Below are 20937 nucleotides of genomic sequence, written 5' to 3' on the forward strand. Positions count from 1 at the left end.
TATTTTTCAAAAAATATATAAGGTTTTGTAAATAAAAAAACTCTAATAAATAGAGAGTTCTACCTACTAGAGAGTCAAAGTTAAAACAACCAATGAGATTTCAATTCATTGATAGATGTATAATGACTATTTGGTAAGTCTTCTGACTTGGCTTCATTCTACTCTCACGCCTTCCCAGTTTCCCAGTGACATAATGTGATTTCGTCTGCCATACAGCAGCTTTCGCTGTGAGGGATTCTCACCCTGCTTCCTCTATTAAGCTTTACAAAAAGCACCTAAATATATTTTTGATTATGAACTAATTGTACTTGATTTAACATATAATGTCAATATCAATTTCAATTATTAGCTTTTATAAAATAATTTTTAAATGAATATATTAAATAAAATGATCTTTTTATTGTATTGATTTTCTTTCTTTGTCTTTTTAAGAAGATTTAGATACTGGAAATATAAAGCTGAATAAATAATTAATTGACAAGGAACCCTATTTTATATATCATTAAAAGAAAAAGTACTTTTTGTAAATTTAAAGAGTTGTACAAAAATTGAAATACTGGGGGAATGAGTTTATGAAAAAAGTTTTTAGAATATTATTGCTGTTATTAATAGCTTCTATCTATGTTTCTGGGGCAGAAAGAAATGAAAAATATTATGATGTGGAAGTAAGAGAAGATAAACTCTTGTATAAAAAGGAAGAGGAAAAGCCATACAGTGGGATAGTAACTATAACAGAAGAAGATAAAATAATAAAGAAAGAGGTTTATGAAAATGGAAAATTGAACTCAGCAAAAGGATATTATGAAAATGGAAATATAAAATGGGAATCTACAAGTTATAAAGATGGGAAATTAGATGGAATAAGCAGAATTTATTATGATAATGGACAACTTAAAATGGAAACAAACTATAAAGATGGAGAAAAGGATGGAATAGAAAAAGGTTATCAGGAAAATGGAAAAATAATAGCAGAACTAAACTATAAAAATGACTGTCTACATGGAACATCAAAGTTTTATGATAAAAATGGAAATTTGGAACATGAGCAAAATTATAAAGAGTATGTACTTCATGGTATAGAAAGAATATATGAAAAAGGAAAAGTAATTTTAGAGAGAGAATATAAAGATGGAGATATTGTATCAAGTAAAAATTTAAATGAATAGAATATAAAAAATGGCTTAAAAAATAGAAAACATTACTATTTTAAGAGCCATTATTTTAATTAAAATTTTAGAAAGTATAATTTATTTCAACTGAATAGTTTCTACCAGTTGCTGGTGTATATTGACTAATATTATTCCAATATCCAACATATTCCTCATATTTTTCATCAAATAAATTATTGATTCTTGCCACAAGAGAAATACAATTTTCAAGCTGATATTTTGCATTTAATATTCTAGGAGGGGCAGCGTGGAAATATACAAAACTAATGGTGTGTGCAAAAGAAATTGGTGTAGAAATAGAAGATGGAATATTAAAAAAAGTAAAATTTTTTGGATGTTGTGATGGAGATTCAAAAACTTTTGAAATACTATTGAAAGATATGAAGATAGATAAAATAGTAAATGATCTATATCATATTGAGTGTAAAGAAAGAGGAACTTCATGTATGAGGGAATTATGCAAAATACTTATGCAGCTGGCAGGAAGATAAATAAAACAGCCTTAACTCTTGATAGTGAAGGTTAAGGCTGTTTGAAAATATATCAATATTTAAATTTCTTATTATAAAATCATTAAATCTATTCTATTTCATTATTTATATATTACATTTTTAACTCTGTCCAGAGCCTCTTTAACTATTGATCTAGGACACGCAAAGTTAAGTCTTACATAGCCTGCTCCCTCTGCTCCAAACCAGTTACCATAGTCAATAGCAACTTTAGCTTTATCTTCAAATATTTCTTCTAAAGTTTCACCATCTTTTAATACCCCTCTGAAATCTATCCATGCAAGATAAGTTCCTTCAGGTTTTAGATATTTTACTCCTGGCATATTTTCTTTGATATATTCTTCAATGAATTTTCTGTTTCCATCAAGATAATCTATAAGTTCATCAAGCCATTCAGCAGAATGCATATATCCAGCTTTGATAGCTTCTATACCAAAAGTATTAGGAGTTTCGAGTCTTATTTTCATAAGAGTATTTTTGTATTTATCTCTTATTTCATCATTGGCTATAAGGATAAGAGAAGTTTGAAGTCCAGCAAGGTTGAATGTCTTACTTGGAGCTGTACAAACTATACAATTATTTTTAAGTGCCTCTTTCAATGTAAGGAATGAAGTGAATTTACTGTCTTTGAAAATAAGGTCAGAGTGAATCTCATCAGATATTACAAGTACATTATGTTTTAAACAGATTTCCCCCATTTTCTCAAGTTCTTCTTTTGACCATACTCTTCCCACAGGGTTATGAGGATTGCATAAGATAAACATTTTTACACTGTTCTCAACTATTTTCTTTTCAAAATCATCAAAATCTATAGTGTAGTAGCCATTAGTATCTATCAGAGGATTAGTAACTATTTTTCTGTTGTTGTTTTCAGTAGATATTCTGAATGGGTGATATACAGGAGTTTGTATAAGGATAGAATCTCCCTCTTTAGTAAATGTCTGTATCATATAGTTAAGAGCAGGGACAACTCCATTTGTAAAGATTATCCATTCTTTTTTAAGGTCTACATTTTTTCTGTTTTTATTCCAATTAACAATAGATTGAAAATATTCATCATCAGTTGAAGTATATCCAAGTATGCCATGAGTCAATACAGCCTGCAGGCTGTCAAGTATAGCAGGAGCAACTTTGAAATCCATATCTGCCACCCATAAAGGAAGCAGGTCAGTTTTTCCATTATATGTATTTTTATATATTTCAGGATTCCATTTTCTAGAGTTTGTTTTACTTCTATCAATTATTTCATCAAAATTATATTTCATTTAATATTTCCTCCATCAATATTTGGTAATTTTATCTTAAATTTTCAAAACCAGAACTCATATTATCTGGGTGAGTTGCAAATCTTTCATCTTTGTTTAAAGCTATGATAGTATTCATTTCCTCAGGAGAAAGAACAAAATCAAGGTCTTTATTTTCTTTTATTCTAGATGGAGTTACAGATTTTGGCAATGGAAGAAGTCCAGATTGAAGGTGCCATTTAAGGATAACCTGAGCAACTGTTTTTCCATGTACTTTTCCAATTTTTTCTATAATATCATTTTCAAGGTTTCCCTGCATTAATGGACTCCAAGATTCAACTATAATACCTTTTTCATCACAGTATGCTCTTGATTTAAGCTGTTGATTCAGTGGATGAAGCTCAATTTGGTCTATCATAGGGATGATTTCTGCTTCTGGAAGAAGTTCTTCAAAGTGATGAATTTCAAAATTACATACTCCAATAGCTCTTACTTTTTTCTCTTTGTAAAGTTTTTCAAGAGCTTTCCAAGTATCAATTGTAGTTTTCATATTAGGAGTATTAGGCCAGTGAATAAGGTAAAGGTCTACATATTCAAGGCCTAGTTTTTTTAGAGAAAGCTCAAATGCTGCTAAAGTTGAATCATATCCTTGATCAGAATTCCACACTTTAGTAGTGATGAAAAGATCTTCTCTTTTTACATCTTTATTCTCAGCTAAGAATTCTTTGATTCCCTCTCCAACAAATTCTTCATTTTTATATATCATTGCAGTGTCGATATGTCTGTATCCAGTTTCTAAAGCATATTTTACACTTTTTCTACATACTTCTGGATCTGTAATTTTCCAAGTTCCAAAAGCTATTTCAGGTATTTCTACACCGTTTCTTAATTTGTACATATATTCCCCCCTGTATTAAATTAATAGTTCTATTATAATTATAACTCATTTTTTTTGTGATAACAATTATTTTATAAAATAAATAAGCAAAGTGTAATTGTGAGATTGAAAAGGTGTTAAAAGAAGAGAGAGGGACTATTCTTTATACAAATATTTTTGCTGGGTTCAAATATCTGAATACAGTTTTTTATGAGAATATTGCTAAAAATGAAGATTGTTTTAAAAGTTAAAAAAATATGCAGTTTAAAGTAAAAAATATAGTATAATATACAAAAGATAGATTTAAAAAGAAATAGGAGGTATCTAAGAAAGAAATAGCAGTATTGCCATATTAAAAAGGATATTTAAATAAAATTATTATTTTAAATTAAATAAATAGGAGGGATTACCTATGGAAAATATAGAAAAATTAGCTGAAATTATAAAAAACAGTAAAGATATAGTTGTATTTAGTGGAGCAGGGGCATCAACAGATTCTGGACTCCGTGATTTTCGTGGTAAAAATGGACTTTATAATGATAGAAGCTATATGGGATACGAACCAGAGGAGATATTGAGTCATGATTTTTTCTTTTCTCATAGAGATATTTTTGACAAGTATCTAGTAGAAAAATTATCTATAAATGATATAAAACCCAATGCTGGACATAAAGCTGTGGCTGAATTGGAAAAAATGGGAAAAGTTAAAGCTGTTATCACACAAAATATAGATGATCTTCATCAAGCAGCAGGGAGCAGAAATGTCCTGGAACTTCATGGAACATTAAAAAAATGGTATTGTTTAGAATGTGGAAAAAGAAACAATAAATCATTTGATTGTGAATGTGGTGGAATAGTAAGACCACAGGTAACTCTTTATGGAGAAATGCTTGATGAAGAAGTAACTTCTAGAGCTATAAAAGAAATAGAAAAAGCAGATACTTTAATAATTGTAGGAACAAGTTTAACAGTTTATCCAGCAGCATATTATTTAAATTATTTTTCTGGAAAAAATCTTGTTATCTTAAATGAAACTCCTACTTCTCAAGATGGAAAAGCTCAGCTTGTAATAAGGGATAATTTTTCTAAAGTAATGACTGAAACGATGAAATTATTGAATAAATAGAATACAATAAAAGAGAAATTTATATAATAAACCTATTTTTTTAGACATTATATTTTAAGTATTGATTAAGAAGGATTGATTTCTATATTAAATAGAAGTTAATCCTTTTAATTTTACTTTAATTCTTTTATAATATTTTTCTATTGTTAAAAAATTTTTCTGTCACTTTTAGAGTTGATTTAAATATTAGATTTTCTAGTAGATTTGCAGGGATAAGAAATATAATTTTAGTAAAAAAATAATTTGTATTAAAGAATAAATTAATTAAAAAATATATTTATCTTTTAAATAAAAATAGCCCAATAATGGACTATTGTTAGTATAGATATGATGATATGAGATAAATTAGACATCTTCCATTTGGTTGATGATTAAAATTTTATTTTTTTATTATTAAACTTGGAATAAAGATTAATAACAATATGAGAAAAAGAAATGGGATAAAGGTAGGATAAATCCAATTCTTAATCACAAAAGCTATTAAAATACTAATAATACATAATAACACTTTTTCCATTTTTTCTCCCTTAGTTTTTAATTTGGAGTTCCTTCCAATAGAGCTTTTACTGGGCAGATAAAAAATCATTGGAAGGAAAATTAGTTGACATATACATTACCTGGGAGGCAATGCATCCAAGAATTTCTTCTTAAATATAATTATATAGCATAAGTTATATTTATACAAGGATATACAAGATAAATTATTATATAAGTTTTAGAATTTAAGAATTGATTTATTAAATCTGATTTTGAAAAAGTAGGAAGTAAAACAAGTATTTCAATAAAAAAAATTAATATAATCTATTTATTAAAGTAAAGATATTATAGTAAAAAGTGTAAATATAAATTAAATAAAAGAATCTTTATTCTATAAAATTTGTATAAATATAAATTGAATATATTGTTGAATTTATTTTGTTTATGATATATACTTAATATAAGGAAAAGAAATTTTTTTTGAATATAAACCACAAATTTTTAATAGCAGGGTATTCTGCTGATTAAGCCCTAATCTATAATATTATCTCTAAAATATTATATTCAGTATAAGTTAAAAGGAGCAGGAGTAAAATCCTGCTCTTTTAATGTGGTGTAATTTTAATATTTTAAAAATTTTTTATTATATTTTCCAATTTATAAATCTTTGAAATTCACCTATAAGTCTATTTTTTTGATAAAATTAATGTATAGCTAAATTAAAAGTAAAATATATTAAAGAAAGAAGTTTATAAAATAAATATATTTTTGTTAATCTGTACAGAAGCGTTTATTTGTTGTATAATTTTATAAAAGAAACAAAAAATTATATGAGGTGGTTTAACAATGAAAAAAATATTTATCTTTTTAGCAACTTTGATGCTGTTGGCAGGGTGTAGTTCTACTCCAGTTAAAGTAGAAGTTCCTGTAGAAGTATCTCTTGAAAATGTAGCTGGTAATGAATATGTACTGACTAATCTTTTTGCAGAAAATAATTTAACTATTGGATTTGATAAAGATGGAAGAATTTTTGGATTTGCTGGAATAAACAGATTTTTTGGAAAAGCTGATATAAATGATGGAAATATCAATATAGGAGCATTAGCTACTACTAGAATGGGTGGACCTAGAGATAAAATGATAGTTGAAGATCAATATCTTACTCTTTTGAAAAGTGCTAAAACAATAAAGAAAGATGGGAATAATCTAATCTTAACTAATGATAAAGCAGATGAAATGATTTTTATAAAAAAATAAAAATTGAAGAAAATGAGGGAAGAAATGGAGAAATTAGCAAATCAGATACAATTTTTAATAGAAATAGACAAGGTAAAAAGTATTTTAAGACAATCTATTGTACTGGGAGATTTAAATAGAAGAGAAAATGATGCTGAACATAGCTGGCATATGGCATTGTGTGCAATGACTTTGAAGGAATATTCTAATCTGGAAGAAATAGATATGGAAAAAGTCTTAAAATTGATACTTATACATGACATTGTTGAAGTATATGCAGGAGATACTCCTGCGTTTTCGAATTACAACAAACAGGAGAAATGGCGAACAGAACTTGAAAGTGCAGAGAAGATATATGGAATGCTTCCAGAAGAGCAGGAAAAAGAGTTCATGAAGCTATGGCTTGAATTTGAGAATATGGAAACAAAAGAAGCAAAATTTGCTAATACTTTTGATAGATTTCAGGGATTTATACAAAATCTTACTTCAGATGGGCACACATGGAAGAAATTCAATGCTACAAAAGAAATGGTACTGAAGAGAATGTCACCTATAGTTGAGTATGCACCACAGCTTTTCCACGAATTTGTAATGCCAGAAATACAAAAGTATATTGACAAAGGAATTATAAAAGAATAAAGAAATAAAGAATAGAAATACTTTAGATGCTGTTAAATAGCATTTAAAGTATTTTTTATTTCTTAGGAAATTATAATTTGATAAGTTTGTTGAAAAAATAAAAAATGTTAATTATTTTGTATTCATATTAGATATATTAATTGAATAAGATTAAAATTGACAGCACAAAAAAGCTGATTGTTAATCAGCTATTTAGCGATATTCTTTCCAGCAAATGGAGCCTGTATGTATATTAAAATATGATATTTTTTTAACTTTCATTCTGGTATTACATTTAAAACAATAAAAAGGATTTACTCCAAAAGCTTTCCATATTTCAAGTTGATAAAAAGTAAAATTGGAATATTTAGAGACATATTTTCTCATGAATTTCATGATGTTTTTAAGTTCTGATTTAATATTTCTAGAATAGATTCCAAAGCGCCTAATCATTTTGAAATGTTTAGGGGGAATGTGAATAATTAATTTGGAAAGAAATGTTTCTGCATCTAAAGTAAGCTCAATTCTTTGTTTATCATCAGCAAGACTTTCATAATAGAAAGTAACCTTATTATCATAAAAATCAATAATTTTATATTCTGCGATAGGAGCTCTTGCTAGATATCTGCCAATATATTTAATTGCATAAATATTATTATTTAAATCATTTTTTGCAACATTGAAAAAGAATCTTGTATTTTTGCGATAAAGGTAGTTAGCAGCAGCATAAGCTTTAGCTTTAATTTCAGGCTTGTCATAATTTCCAGATTTAACAATATCAATAACCATTTTTTTCCATTGTCCAGCAATGGAATTGACATGAAAATATTTTTTTTCAAGAAATTGGTAGTTTTTATTGAAACCACCTAAAGTAACAATAGCATGAATATGAGGGTTCCATTTAAGATCGCGTCCAAAGGTGTGAATAACAGTAATCAATCCATAATGAATGATATCTGAGTTAGTAAAGTATTTAGAAGAATATTTTGAAATTTTATGAATTCTTTGATTTTTTGCTTTAATGTTATGAAATTGATATTTAAAAACATCATTAACAGCATAAGCAAGCTTAGTTAAAAGATCTCTATCATAGAAGAAAAACATTCTAAGTTCTTCAGGAATAGTAAAAAGGACACTTCTATGTTTAACATCAATAAGAGAAGTGGAAGTTTTTTCAGTTCAAAGAGCAGAATAACGTTTACCGCAGGAAGGACAAAATCTAGATTTACAAGTAACTTTAATTTTATGCGCATCATGACAATTAGGGCATTGAAGAGAGAGAAAAGATTTATCAATAGAACAAGCTAAGAATTTTTGAATAGTCTGTTTAATATCCTCAAAATGCTCATTTTTAAAATATTTCTTGATTTTACCTAAAAGATTTGTTATATTGATTTTAGAGATAATATGTTTGATTTGCATGTATGTCTCCTTTGTATAATTAGGGTGGTAACTATATTATACAAAAAAGAGAGCTGAGTAAAACATTTTTTTAAATGTTACTCAGCTTTTTTTATATATAAAATAATCTCATAATAAAGGAATATATAACTTTTATATTTTTATTTTGTAATTAAAATAGTTAATTGATATGATATAATATAAATATTAAAACTATTTTAGTAAAGGGGATTGATTTATGGGATTACGAGATATAAACTATAACAGTTATACTTATCCAGCAGAAGATATTATAGAATATAGCAGGATAAATACTGATATTAAAATGTTTGAACAAAAAGAAAGAGCAAAAATCAAACAAGCTACATATTTTAAAATATCTGAAATTGGAAAGGATAATGAGTTTATAAAGATAGATAAACATAATATTAATTCTTTTCATATAGATGTAAAAGATAAGATATTTGTTTTTAGTGGAGATATTAATCCTGGGGATGAAACTATAAAATTATCTAGATTATCTAAAGAAAGCAGAATTAAAACTCCATTTTTTAAGAATGTGGAGATTAGTATTGCTAGCATGGATAGAGATAACATAAATGTTAATAAATTTAACTTTATAGGATATGTGGCTAATTATTATGAAATATTTGATAATAAAGGTAATGGAAGATTTGAATTAGTAATTACACATAGAGAAAATTTTTATAATGAAAACTTAATAATAACAAGAAAAAATGAATTATTAGCTATTGCTAAATTTCCAAATAAAAAAGAAAAGTTATTAATTCCATTAAGTAAGGAAGAAGCTAAAAGAGAAGTACAAAAAGGATTTCAAACAGAAAATCTTTTATTTTCTTCAGCAGGAATAATATGTGCAGGAATAGGAATAACTGCTGGAGCAACTGCTTTAGCAGCTGGGGGTTTAACTATGGCTGCAACAATAGGTATAGGAGTGACAATTTTATATTGTGCTAATACTATTTTTAGTGGAATTCAATCTCTTCGTTTAGATTATATTGGAGATGATGAAGAACTAGTAAAAGATGATTGGAAAGTAAATCCAATAAAGTGGTCTTTTGGAGAATTAATTAGTTATACTATTGGAGAAGATAAGAGAGCTATAGGTCATGCTGGATATTATTTATCTGAAATTGTTGTTGGAGGCATCGGGTTAAGAGATACTGCTAAATCATTGAGAGTAGCAAGTAATTTCAAGCATGTTAAAATATCAGGTTATCATCCAGTTTTAGGTAAAATGGCTGGGAGTACAAAGAAAATTAAAAAAGGTAGAGCAATATATAACGGCTTTCAATTAACTACTGGTGGATACAACTTAAAAATTCAAGCAGAAGGTTTTAAAGAGAATAAAGAAAAAATAGCTAATTAAGGAGTGGAGATGAAAAAAAATAAATTATTAGAATTTATTAAGATATTCTTTTGTTATGGCTATATTCCATGTTTAGTTACTATTATAATTTTTGATATGGTTACTGGAAACAGTACTGATATAAAAAGATTATTGTTAGGTAGTTTTCCAATAGGCTTGATTATATTTATGCCTTTATTGTGTGCTTTGGAATATATGATAAAAGGATATATAAAAGAATTTAAAGTTTCTTCTGCTATGGGAAAAATCTTTTTGATATTAGGTATGGCATTAGTAGTATATGGTGTGTATCAAAGAAGTCAGTTATTTAAATAAAAAAAGATAAGATTTATTTTAATCATTTTTCTGATATAATATCCTTAAAATATAAATACAAAATAAAAAAATGTGATAAGATACATAATATAGTGTAAATTTTGTTATTCTTAAAATACTCCAGCATTTTCAGTTTTTTCAAAAGAGGAGAAATGGAAAAAAGAACTGGAAAGTGCAGAGAAGATATATGGAATGCTTCCAGAAGAGCAGGAAAAAGAGTTCATGAAGCTATGGCTTGAATTTGAGAATATGGAAACTAAAGAAGCAAAGTTTGCTAATACTTTTGATAGATTCCAAGGATTTATACAGAATCTTACTTCTGATGGACATACATGGAAGAAGTTCAGTGCTACAAAAGAAATGGTTCTTAAAAGAATGTCACCTATAATTGAGTATGCACCACAGCTTTTCCACGAATTTGTAATGCCAGAAATACAAAAGTATATTGACAAAGGAATTATAAAAGAATAAAGAAATAAAGAATAGAAATACTTTAGATGCTGTTAAATAGCATTTAAAGTATTTTTTATATTGAAAAATATTTCTCAACATAATAGGTTAGAAGCTTGAAGAAAAATATTATAAATAACAAGAGAGCACAAATACTGATATCTTCATTTGTTAGAATATATCATGATATGAATATTCAGCTGATTGTGAAAGGAGTAGAAACAAAGGAGCAATTTGAACTGCTTAGAGAGTTGAAATGTGGGATACAAGGATATCTTATTAATAAACCAATTCCATTTAAGGAATATGAGAATAAATTTTTATAGAAAAATTATTTTTAAAGAGGCTGCAGCTAGAAGAATAGATCAAAGTGAGGATAAAAATTAAAGTTCATATTTTAATTTTATATTGTAAAAAATAAATATATCTATGTTTTAAAAGGTCAGGAAAAAATCCTGACCTCTGTTTTTAATAATCCATCATAAAACTTTTTAATTTTTTCTTTATTCTTTGAATACAGTTATCTACAGATTTGACATCTCTTCCAGTAATTTCAGCTATTTCAATATATGTCATTTCTGCAATAAGATATTCAAAAATCTCATTTTCCATTGGACTCAAATGTGTTTTCAGATATTTATTTATATATTCCATCTTTTCTTTTCCAAGACATAGTTCTTCTGGGGAATGAAATATAAAAGACTGATGAGTGTATGTTATATTGGGCTCTGACTCATTTTCCGTTTGAATTGAAATAGCCATATTAAGTATTCTATTTTTTCGGGAATTAGAATTTTTCAAGGTGGTTATAAGATGTCGTTTGATACACAACAATGCAAAAGTTCTGAAAGAGGCAGTCTTATTTTCATCATAGGCATTGATTGCCTTAAATAGTCCTATCATAGCCTCCTGCATGACATCTTCCTTGTCGCCCCCATAGAAAAAATACTTTTTAGTTCTGTAAAGTATAATCCTTTTCAAACTTTGAAAGATTTCAATAAAAGCTTTGTCATCACCATTTTTGGCATCTTTAATTTTTTTGTAATCCATTTCTTTTCCTCCTGTGTTTAACTTATGTGGTAATGCTAAAAAGATTTTCAAAATTTGAGTATTGCTGTGCATATAAAAAAAACACATACTAAAACTTAATTAGTATATGTTTGGCTATACAGCGATTTTACTTTCTTCCTTTATAATTATTTGAATAAATAAAAGAAAATTAATATGTATTACAAAAATAGTTGAATGATAACGAAAAAATTCATTCAATATAGAGGACTAAATTTTAGTTTTAAAGAATTAAAAAAGCATTAAAAATTCACAAAAGTAAATACATAGCCCAACAAAAAATAATGATATTCCAAATAGGCAGAAGAAAAAGAATAAAAGAACTTTCATAAAAACTCCCCTGTTTTAATTGATATTTTACTAAGGTTATTCTAAAAAAAGTATTAAAAATCCTTTATTTTTTATAAAATAAAATTTATTTTTTTAAAAATCATAATAAGTTTATAAAAAATGATGTCAATTATCTAGAAAAGTTCAATATTATACTTCAATGAATTTTGCCAACTCTGGAATAAATTTTAATTTCACAGTTCCAACTGGACCATTTCTTTGCTTTCCTATTATGATTTCAGTATCTCCATTTGTGATATCGTTTTTTTCATTGTAATATCCATCTCTATATAAAAATGCTACAATGTCTGCATCCTGCTCAATAGCCCCAGAATCTCTTAAATCAGAAAGCATAGGTCTTCTATCAGCTCTCTGCTCCACAGCACGGGATAATTGAGATAAGGCTATCACAGGGACATCAAGTTCTCTGGCTAAACCTTTTAGTGATCGAGATATCTCAGATATTTCCTGCTGCCTATTTTCAATTCTAAGATTACTCCCCTTTATTAATTGAAGGTAATCAACAATAATCATATCTAATTTTCCTGCTGCTTTCATCCTTCTAGCAGCTGCCCTCATCTCCATCACAGTAATATTTGGAATATCAGCTATATTAATATGAAAATTTCCAAGAAAATTACTAGCATTTCCTAGCTTTTTCCAATCATCATCCTTTAAAAAGCCATTTTTGATTTTCTGGATACCTATCCCTGATTTTATAGACAGTAATCTTTGAAGTATTTGAGAACTGGACATTTCCAAACTGAAAATCAATATAGATTTTCCAGCGTTAGCAGCATTAAAAGCTGTATTCAATGCAAAGGCTGTTTTTCCCATAGATGGTCTGGCAGCAATAATTATAAGGTCAGAAGGATTGAAACCGCTGATCATTTTATCCAGAGAGGGATATCCAGAAGTAATGCCACTGTATAGGTCAGCGTTTCTGTATATTTCCTCTAGTCTTTGATACTCTTCCCCCAATAATTCTTTTATTGACAGAACATCTTTGGTTTTATTTTTTTTAGATATGTCAAATACAAGAGCTTCAGCTTTATCTATTATCTCATCAGGAACGATCATATCATCTGAAGTCATCTCAATTATTTTGGTAGCAGTATTCTGCAGACCTCTCAATTTTGATTTATTCTTCACTATGTGGGCATATTCAGTTATATTGGCAGCTGTAGGTATAGATTCAATTACATCATAGAAAGTATCCTCTTTAATGCTCTTGTCCTCTTCTAAGACAATAATAGGGTCTATTGGCTTATTGTTATTGTGAAGCTGAAGTACAGAAGAATATATTTTTTTCAATTCTGCATTAAAAAAATCTTCTGGTAAAAGAATTGAGGTTATTTCTTCTACTACATTCTGCTTTAAAAAGATGCCCCCTATTACAGATTTTTCAGCTTCTGCATTGTATGGGATTTTTCTTACATTTTCAAAATTCATTTTATCTCCTTGGTTTATATTTATTTTATAGTTTTTTTTATTTTAAAATATTTGAAATTTAGTATAAGTTACTGTCCAGCTATGCTCAAGAAACTGAAATATTGATTTTCAGATGAGAGAGCAGCAGGAGTTTCTTTTTCTAAATCTTGAAACTTTTGAATATATATTTTCTGAAGCTCATTATCATAGCCAGTTATGGAATTAACAAAGCATTCTAGTGCAAAAGAAAAATTGTCACAAGCTTTGAACATAATTATATATCTTTCAAAATTATTTTTTATGATTTCTTCCTCATCTGGTTCATCAGGGATATTTTCTATCTCTGCAAACTCCCATTCCTTTTTCAGACCTTTGTAAAATACAGCATTGAAATCTTTTATTTTACCAGCAGAGAATGCTTTTTCAGTAAGTGAATAAATTTTATCAACTTGATTTTCACTAATATCAGGAATAAATTTGCTAACATTGGTGATAGTAATATTTTTTAGTAAAGGGTATTTTTCTTGTTTTAGAAAGTCATAACTACTACTAATATTTTTTTCTTTTTTAGTAGTTTTTCTTTTCTTGATAAAGATAGTCTTAATAGACTCGAAACTTTCGATGGGTTTCGACTCGACAATTTCCTTTTTTATTTCAGAGTTTTTTAAAAGCCCAGCTGTAGTTTTTTCTAAAGAAATATTTGAAGTTTCTTTTTTATTTTCAGCAAATGTGAGAATACTGTTTTCTTCTGCAATGAGGTTTTCTATATCTTCATCCATATCCACATCATTTTTCCAGCATTCTGGATTAACATTATCTTTTTTTGATAAAGATTTTTTTATAGTACATAAAAATATGACATCAGCTTTTCCATACCCCTTTTTAACTATTTTGATAAGTTCATTGGCTTCAAGTTCTTTTTTACAGCTGACAATAGTATCTACACTCTTATTTAAAAGTTTTGATAATTTTTCTACTGAAAATCTGATATAGATATTCTGGTTTTTATCATACCAGCCATTTTCTACTGATTGAGGAAGCAGGTCACACAATATACTGTAGAGAATTTTAGAAGTATCACTGAGCTTTTCTTTTATAACTGTCACTTCTACGATTTTAGTTTCCCCTTTAACTACTATATTTTTCTCTTTTTTTATTTCTTTTTGATAGCAACTGTTGTTAAAAAGTTTCTTTTCTATTCTAAAGAATGAATTTTTATTGATGTCTGTTATTTTTATGAATGTCATTTTTACTCTCCCTTATATAAAGTATTCAATAAATATTGTAGTCTGAAATATATTTTTTTGACAGTGATGAATTGTGACGAATTGTGATGATTTGTGAAAAGGAAAATTATTTTCTTCTTTACAATGTAAAAATCTTTAATATATATTGTAAAGTAAAATACATTTTTTTAACAGTGCACTGGTGTGTATGAATGTGCAAGTTTGTGCAATAGAAAATAAAAATGAAGAAAAAAATAGGAATTTATTTTAAATTTTGGAAATTATGTAGAGAGAAATAACTATAGCTTTTATATTGTAAAATGGAAAGATATAATATATACTGTATTTAAAAAGAAATGGAGGGAGTATATAAAGAATTATTGTAGAATAAAAGATATGAAAGATGTTCAATTATTTATAACTACACATTCTAAAGAGTTTTTAAGTGAATTTTATAATGCTCTGAATAAAAATGAAGAAGAGAGTGTAAGCTTATATAGATTTGAAAAAGTAAAAACTGAACTGAAATAAAGATTCTATTCTAAAGCAGAAGCTATAGAATAGAGATGGGATATAAGATAATACGGGTAGAATAGTTTTTGCAAATGAAGGAATAACAGAGGTTAATCTTATATTGAAAATATTAGAATTAAAAGATAGTTTTATATTTGTTAATTTAGAGTAGAAGAAAAAATCTAACAGTAAAGGTTCATTTTATATTCTAATTCATGATATATTTGGTATGATAAATTGTGAAAGTGGAAAAGTATTTGTTAAGAAATAAGGTGTTTTCATTTATTGATCTTCTTGATTTAGTAAGAGGATAAACAGAGTTAAGCTATGGATAAATCAATTATCTGTAGCTTTTTTAATTGTTCCAAAAAATAAAAAAGCCTAGTCATTTCTTGGTCGCACACTAGGCAGGCGACATTCTGATAATTTTATATCATATTTTATTTTCTCTGTCAATACTATTTTTTAATTTTTTTTAAAATTTTTATGAAGCAAATACTTTGATTTTAACAAACTATGAGATGAATAATTTTATATATTTATCTGTAATGAAAGATTTATTTGATAAATATTTATATGTTCTATTTATAGAATTATTTTCCTTATAATTATAAAGTATTTCTGCCATAAATTCATATATATTGATATGAGTAAATTTTAAAATAGTTATTTATATTATTTCCTTGGCAGTATTTTCATCTATTACCAGATGAGTTATAACTCCTGTTTTTAAAGCGCCTATTACAGCATCTCTGCTCGTCTTGGAAGAACATATACCTATTACATTACCCACTCTTCTCAAATCATTTAAAGGAATTTCTATAGAGAAATCATTCTCCCCAGTGATAAATTTTCCATCTATATCATAGTAGTATGAAAGAATGTTACCAATAGCTTTTCCTTTTTGAAGATTATCTCCAAATCTTGAAGCAGTAGCAAGGTCAGGCACTGATGGATGGTTTCCTATGCTTAGGATGACAACATCCAGTTTCTCCCAGAGCCTTTTTATATCTTTGTAATTCTCAATATTGATAAACAGATTTTTTTCCTGCTCAGTAGCTAGAAATGCAGGTGCAAATAGATAATATGGTTTAAGGAAAGTCATCTGTGAAAATATTCTTACCAGCTCATTTGAATGAAAATCTCTGGTAGGCATGGAAATATTACCAACTAAAGGACATACATAGCCTTCAAGTTCCATCTTTTTTTCTGAAACTTCAAGTTTCTGAACCAGATCACCAATATTTTTCCCCCATCCAAGACCAAATTTCCTATACTTTTTAAGATTATTATTCATATATGATATTACATTATTCAATATTACCTGATCAGTAAGGTAATCTGTATCAGCTTGAGGAATAACCATTCCCCCCTGAATGCTGTATTTTTTCTTAATCTCTTCCATAAGAAACTCGTTACTTACAAATGGAGAATGTATCTGGATAGTAACTATCCCAGCTTCCTTTGCATCAGCAAGCATCTTGCTCACAAGAGGACGAGATACACCTAATCTTTTAGCAATCTCATTTTGAGTAAGGTCTTCTTCATAATACATTTTAGCTATTTCCACCATTTTCTGAGTTTTTACATTATCATCTAACATCTGTTTCCTCCAATTTGTGCAGATTAGTCTTCAATATAGACAGTGCTGAAGTCATGAAGAGTAACTGGATGGATACTTAATCCTTTTATATTTTTTTGAGCACCAACAGCTAATATTCTGTTGTAAAGCATGATATCAGGGGCATCATCCACTATTAATAATTGAATTTCTTCATAAAGTTTTTTTCTTTCTTCAGGATCAGTAGTCATTTTAGCTTTATCTAAAAGTTCATCAACTTTTGGATTTTCATAGAAATCTCTGTTGCCAGCCCCACCTTTTGCAGATGAATGATACATTGCATAAAGTCCATAGTCAGCATCTCCAGTTACTACTCCCCATGATCCTAGGAAAAGGTCGTGTCTTCCTTTTTCTGTGGCATCCCAGTAAGCACTGACTTCTACTACATCTATTCTTAAATCAATGCCGATTTCTTTTAAATAGGCTTGAAGTATTTCAGCAGTTTGAGTATTAGCTTCTCCTCCAAACACTAAAATACTTGTTTTAAATCCATTTTCATATCCAGCTTCTTTCATCAATTCACGAGCTTTTTCCACATTGTATTCATAGTTTTTAGTTTTATCAGTAAACCCAAAAACTCCTGGAGCTATAGGAGAAGTAGCTATTTTACCACTTCCATTAAGAATTACATCAACAATAGCTTGTTTATCTACAGCATAGTTTATGGCTTTTCTTACTCTTACATCATTCAATGGAGTTTTTTGAGTATTCATTCCAACATATGAATAAGAGATTGAAGGCTTAGTTATAAGTTGTAATTTAGGATTGTTTTTTATAGTATTCTCATCTACAGAGCTTACAGCAATTGAGATGTCTATTTCTCCAGTTTCTAATCCAATAGTTCTGTTAGAAGCTTCTACAATATTTTTAAATACTATATATTTAAGTCCATTTTTTTTATCAAAATAATCTTCATTTTTTTCAAGAGTCAGACTATCACCAGGTATCCATTCTTTAAATTTATAGCTTCCAGTACCAACAGGATGATCTTTAAAACTTTGCTCATCTTCAGTAATAAGTTTTTTACTTACAATTCCTAGTGCAGGATGAGAAAGATGTGCAAGTAAAGGTCCAAATGGTGTCTTAGTAACAATATTTACAGTATAATCATCAACAACTTCTACTTTTTCGATAGGAGGAAGAACAAAAGCTATTCTAGGTGAATTAGCCATTCTATCAAATGAAAACTTTACATCTTCAGCAGTAAAGTCATAGCCATTATGGAATTTTACTCCTTTTCTTAATTTAAACTGCATAGTTTTATCATCTATTTGTTTCCAAGATTCTGCTAATCCAGGCAGAATATTCATATCTCCATCTGATTCCACCAGCCTTGAATAAATAAGTTTGTTGGCTCTTAATGAAAAACCATCATTTCCTTGGTGAACATCTAATGATTTAGGTTCTCCATCTTGAGCTACTATAAGCTTTTCTTTCACAGCTTTTGCTGAAGTTTCTGCTTTATCATCTGAACATGCAGAAAAAAGTATTGTACAACTTAATAAAATCATAAATAATTTTTTAAACATAAATAAATCTCTCCTTTTTCATTTTCATTATTATATTATAAAGGCAATCATAAAAAAAAACAACTGTTAAATGCAATAGAGCAATTCCATCTACCTCCCTTTAAAAAAGAAATTTTGTATATTTAAATCATATACTGGAGAAAATATGGAATTCATTTTTTTTTAAATAAAAATATAGTTGAAATTATTTATTGGATTTTATATACTGAAAGTGAGTGACTGAAATTTTATAGCAAAAAATAAAAATAGTATATAAGAATTTGGAGTGGAAGTTGCAAAAGAATAGATTTAAAAATATTTTATATAGTTATAAATGAATTATCAAGGAGGAAAATATGAAAATACTAATAATAGTTTTTATTAGTTTAATAACAATAAGCTGTACTAATACAAACAATAATACTTCTCAATCAAATAGCAATTTAGTGTACGAATCAATAATAGCAACACTTTTATATAATAATAATATTGAATATCCGGTTGCTAAAGTAAATACTAAGACAAAGTCTAAATCACATGAGACTATTAATACGGTATCAAACACACAAATAAACAGTCAAAGTATTTCTGATGTAAGTACTCAAAGTCTTTCTAATGGTGGAAATAGGAGAACAGAAACGAATACAAATACAGTCAATACAAAAACTGAAAGTATAACTAAAAGTAAAATTTCAGAAAAGAGTTCAAGTGTATCTACAAGTTTTGGTTTTTAATTAAAATAAAAAATAACTATAATTAAAGGAGAAAAAAATGAAATTTTCTTATATTGATGAAGGAAAAGGGGAAACTCTTGTATTTATTCATTCTTATCTTTGGGATAAAGAAATGTGGAGGCCTCAGATTGAAGAACTAAAAAAGGATTTCAGATGTATTGCGATTGATCTTCCAAATCATGGAGAATCTAGAAATATCGTTGGAAATTCTTCATTGGATAAAATAGGAAAGGATATTTCTGAATTTTTAAAGGAACTAAAAATTGAAAAATATTCATATATAGGGCTTTCAGTAGGAGGAATGTTAGCACCTTATATTTATAATCTTGATAAAGATAAGATAAATAAAATTATAATTATGGATTCATATGTTGGTGAAGAATCGCTTGAAACAAAAGAAGTATATTTTTCTATGCTGGATGCAATAGAAAAAGCTAAATACATTCCTGATGTACTTATAGAAAAGATTGCTCCTATGTTTTTTAGCCCTTCAATAGATAAATCAGGAGTATTATATAAAACTTTTGTTGAAAAATTAAGGGGAATACAGGAAGAAAAAATTGAGGGAATAGTAAAATTAGGGAGAGTAATTTTTGGAAGAGAAAATGCTTTGAATCTCTTAAGTGAAATAGATAAACCAACATATTTTTTAGTTGGTGAATATGATATTCCAAGACCATACAATGAATCTGTAGAAATGGCAACTTACATAAAAGATTGTAAAGTTATGAAAATAAAAAATGCAGGACATATTTCTAATTTAGAAAATATTGAAGAAACAAATAAAATATTAGCAAACATCTTAAAATAAAAATAATATGTAGATTTAATATAGTACTAAATACTGAAAGAAGTTATTAAAAAAATGTATTAATATGATAAAATAGTAAAAACTAACAACTTATAACTAAGGAGGGTATACAATGAGGGGAAAGAAATTTTTAATGTTAGTTATAGGAATAATTTTTTTTAATATATCTCTTATAGTCTTAGGAAATGAAGAAGAGGAAACTCAGGAAATCAAAAAAGGAATAGAATATTATGAAATGAAAAATTATGATTCAGCAGAAAAGATATGGAAGCCATTAGCAGATAAAGGAAACAAAGTAGCACAATACAATATGGGGCTTTTATATAAAGTTCAGGAAAAATATGATCTTTCAGAAAAGTATTATAAATTATCAGCAGATCAAGGATATCTTGCTTCTCAGGAAAGACTAGGGTATTATTATTATAAGCAAAAGAAAGAGTATAAGGAATCTGAAAAATATTATAAAATGGCAGCAGATCAGGGAAGTAATTATGGTTATTGCGGATTAGGATACTTATACAATACTTTAGATCAGCAGGATTTGGCAGAGAAATATTATCTGATAGCTGCTGATAGAGGAGACCATCTTGCACAAAATAATTTGGCAATAATATATGAGGAGCAGGGAAGATACAGATTGGCATATAAATACTATAAGATGTCAGAAAAACAAGGATATACTTTTGCCAAAGATAATTTAAAAGTATTTAAGAAGAAATTATTGAACCTCAGCTGGAAAGAGAGAATTCTATTCTATAAATAATTTGAAAGAAAACTACATTCAGAATCTTGGATAGATAAGATGAAGGTGTAGTTTTTTATTAAACTAATAAAATATAAAGGCTAAATTTTATAAAAAACTTATTCTGTAGAAAGAGATTAG

At 27.5% G+C, this 20937-nt stretch carries 21 protein-coding genes, 2 pseudogenes and 1 riboswitch; of the genes and pseudogenes, 13 read left to right on the top strand and 10 right to left on the bottom strand.

Translation table 11 applies throughout. From position 1 onward, the window contains the following. Window positions 1-114: 114 nt before the first annotated feature. Window positions 115-294: riboswitch (cobalamin riboswitch) on the bottom strand. 278 nt (window positions 295-572) lie between these two features. Further along, window positions 573-1166 carry a toxin-antitoxin system YwqK family antitoxin gene (locus tag E0E45_RS04155; protein WP_130890003.1) on the top strand — a complete coding sequence of 198 codons (594 nt, stop codon included), beginning with the start codon at window positions 573-575 and terminating at the stop codon, window positions 1164-1166. A 67-nt stretch (window positions 1167-1233) separates the two neighbouring features. Here E0E45_RS04155 and E0E45_RS17815 read toward each other — a convergent pair whose 3' ends face one another. Then, window positions 1234-1359 (bottom strand): TonB-dependent receptor, encoded by a 126-nt coding sequence (locus tag E0E45_RS17815; protein WP_232044053.1) that lies wholly within the window; start codon window positions 1357-1359, stop codon window positions 1234-1236. 76 nt (window positions 1360-1435) lie between these two features. On the opposite strand from E0E45_RS17815, the gene E0E45_RS04165 reads away from it, so the two are divergent. Then, complete coding sequence (locus tag E0E45_RS04165; protein ID WP_232044054.1) at window positions 1436-1660, top strand: TSCPD domain-containing protein; 225 nt, start codon at window positions 1436-1438, stop codon at window positions 1658-1660. Window positions 1661-1761: 101 nt separating this feature from the next. On the opposite strand, the gene E0E45_RS04170 is transcribed toward E0E45_RS04165, so the two are convergent. Together E0E45_RS04170 and E0E45_RS04175 are read right to left on the bottom strand one after the other, a co-directional pair. Then, on the bottom strand, window positions 1762-2943 hold the full coding sequence (locus E0E45_RS04170; RefSeq protein WP_130890004.1) for a MalY/PatB family protein: 1182 nt from the start codon (window positions 2941-2943) through the stop codon (window positions 1762-1764). Window positions 2944-2974: 31 nt separating this feature from the next. Further along, window positions 2975-3820, bottom strand: coding sequence for an aldo/keto reductase (locus E0E45_RS04175; RefSeq protein ID WP_130890005.1), 846 nt, complete (start codon window positions 3818-3820; stop codon window positions 2975-2977). Between the two features lie 391 nt (window positions 3821-4211). Here E0E45_RS04175 and E0E45_RS04180 point away from each other — a divergent pair, with 391 nt between their 5' ends. From E0E45_RS04180 to E0E45_RS04190, 3 genes are all read left to right on the top strand, one after another. Next, the gene (locus E0E45_RS04180) at window positions 4212-4925 is read left to right on the top strand and encodes an NAD-dependent protein deacylase (RefSeq protein WP_130890006.1); all 714 of its coding nucleotides are present in this window, start codon (window positions 4212-4214) and stop codon (window positions 4923-4925) included. A 1323-nt stretch (window positions 4926-6248) separates the two neighbouring features. Then, window positions 6249-6659 (top strand): META domain-containing protein, encoded by a 411-nt coding sequence (locus tag E0E45_RS04185; RefSeq protein ID WP_130890007.1) that lies wholly within the window; start codon window positions 6249-6251, stop codon window positions 6657-6659. Between the two features lie 24 nt (window positions 6660-6683). Continuing rightward, entirely contained in the window at window positions 6684-7277 is a 594-nt protein-coding gene (locus E0E45_RS04190; protein WP_130890008.1) for an HD domain-containing protein, read from the top strand. 192 nt (window positions 7278-7469) lie between these two features. Here the strand turns inward: E0E45_RS04190 and E0E45_RS04195 are convergent. Further along, window positions 7470-8420: pseudogene (locus tag E0E45_RS04195) on the bottom strand (IS91 family transposase); the annotation flags it as partial. A 15-nt stretch (window positions 8421-8435) separates the two neighbouring features. After that, window positions 8436-8678 (bottom strand): transposase zinc-binding domain-containing protein, encoded by a 243-nt coding sequence (locus tag E0E45_RS04200; RefSeq protein ID WP_130890009.1) that lies wholly within the window; start codon window positions 8676-8678, stop codon window positions 8436-8438. 217 nt (window positions 8679-8895) lie between these two features. Here E0E45_RS04200 and E0E45_RS04205 point away from each other — a divergent pair, with 217 nt between their 5' ends. The 4 genes and pseudogenes from E0E45_RS04205 (at window position 8896) to E0E45_RS04220 (ending at window position 11138) form a co-directional block, all read left to right on the top strand. Further along, entirely contained in the window at window positions 8896-10047 is a 1152-nt protein-coding gene (locus tag E0E45_RS04205; protein WP_130890010.1) for a hypothetical protein, read from the top strand. 9 nt (window positions 10048-10056) lie between these two features. Continuing rightward, window positions 10057-10362 (top strand): hypothetical protein, encoded by a 306-nt coding sequence (locus E0E45_RS04210; RefSeq protein WP_130890011.1) that lies wholly within the window; start codon window positions 10057-10059, stop codon window positions 10360-10362. Between the two features lie 135 nt (window positions 10363-10497). Then, window positions 10498-10833: pseudogene (locus tag E0E45_RS17820) on the top strand (HD domain-containing protein); the annotation flags it as partial. A gap of 95 nt (window positions 10834-10928) precedes the next feature. After that, window positions 10929-11138 carry an EAL domain-containing protein gene (locus tag E0E45_RS04220; protein WP_130890012.1) on the top strand — a complete coding sequence of 70 codons (210 nt, stop codon included), beginning with the start codon at window positions 10929-10931 and terminating at the stop codon, window positions 11136-11138. Window positions 11139-11280: 142 nt separating this feature from the next. Here E0E45_RS04220 and E0E45_RS04225 read toward each other — a convergent pair whose 3' ends face one another. The 3 genes from E0E45_RS04225 to E0E45_RS04235 form a co-directional block, all read right to left on the bottom strand. After that, a complete protein-coding gene (locus E0E45_RS04225; protein WP_130890013.1) occupies window positions 11281-11862 on the bottom strand; it encodes a sigma-70 family RNA polymerase sigma factor in 582 nt (193 codons plus the stop codon). Between the two features lie 498 nt (window positions 11863-12360). Then, the gene (gene dnaB, locus E0E45_RS04230) at window positions 12361-13662 is read right to left on the bottom strand and encodes a replicative DNA helicase (protein ID WP_130890014.1); all 1302 of its coding nucleotides are present in this window, start codon (window positions 13660-13662) and stop codon (window positions 12361-12363) included. Window positions 13663-13730: 68 nt separating this feature from the next. Next, complete coding sequence (locus tag E0E45_RS04235; RefSeq protein ID WP_130890015.1) at window positions 13731-14888, bottom strand: replication initiator protein A; 1158 nt, start codon at window positions 14886-14888, stop codon at window positions 13731-13733. A gap of 375 nt (window positions 14889-15263) precedes the next feature. Here E0E45_RS04235 and E0E45_RS18000 point away from each other — a divergent pair, with 375 nt between their 5' ends. Further along, a complete protein-coding gene (locus E0E45_RS18000) occupies window positions 15264-15398 on the top strand; it encodes a hypothetical protein (RefSeq protein ID WP_269472029.1) in 135 nt (44 codons plus the stop codon). 652 nt (window positions 15399-16050) lie between these two features. On the opposite strand, the gene E0E45_RS04240 is transcribed toward E0E45_RS18000, so the two are convergent. Together E0E45_RS04240 and E0E45_RS04245 are read right to left on the bottom strand one after the other, a co-directional pair. Continuing rightward, complete coding sequence (locus E0E45_RS04240) at window positions 16051-16983, bottom strand: sugar-binding transcriptional regulator (protein ID WP_130890016.1); 933 nt, start codon at window positions 16981-16983, stop codon at window positions 16051-16053. Between the two features lie 23 nt (window positions 16984-17006). After that, window positions 17007-18530, bottom strand: a complete 1524-nt coding sequence (locus E0E45_RS04245) for a glutathione ABC transporter substrate-binding protein (protein ID WP_130890017.1) — start codon at window positions 18528-18530, stop codon at window positions 17007-17009. A 335-nt stretch (window positions 18531-18865) separates the two neighbouring features. Here E0E45_RS04245 and E0E45_RS04250 point away from each other — a divergent pair, with 335 nt between their 5' ends. The 3 genes from E0E45_RS04250 to E0E45_RS04260 all read left to right on the top strand — a co-directional run bounded on the left by E0E45_RS04250 (window position 18866) and on the right by E0E45_RS04260 (window position 20817). Beyond that, window positions 18866-19243 carry a hypothetical protein gene (locus E0E45_RS04250; protein ID WP_130890018.1) on the top strand — a complete coding sequence of 126 codons (378 nt, stop codon included), beginning with the start codon at window positions 18866-18868 and terminating at the stop codon, window positions 19241-19243. Between the two features lie 37 nt (window positions 19244-19280). Then, window positions 19281-20054, top strand: a complete 774-nt coding sequence (locus tag E0E45_RS04255; RefSeq protein ID WP_130890019.1) for an alpha/beta fold hydrolase — start codon at window positions 19281-19283, stop codon at window positions 20052-20054. Window positions 20055-20166: 112 nt separating this feature from the next. After that, window positions 20167-20817: a tetratricopeptide repeat protein gene (locus E0E45_RS04260; protein WP_130890020.1), complete on the top strand. Its 651-nt coding sequence runs from the start codon at window positions 20167-20169 to the stop codon at window positions 20815-20817. Window positions 20818-20937: the final 120 nt, after the last annotated feature.

Source organism: Fusobacterium ulcerans ATCC 49185, from assembly GCF_900683735.1.
In the GTDB taxonomy this organism is placed as follows: domain Bacteria; phylum Fusobacteriota; class Fusobacteriia; order Fusobacteriales; family Fusobacteriaceae; genus Fusobacterium_A; species Fusobacterium_A ulcerans_A.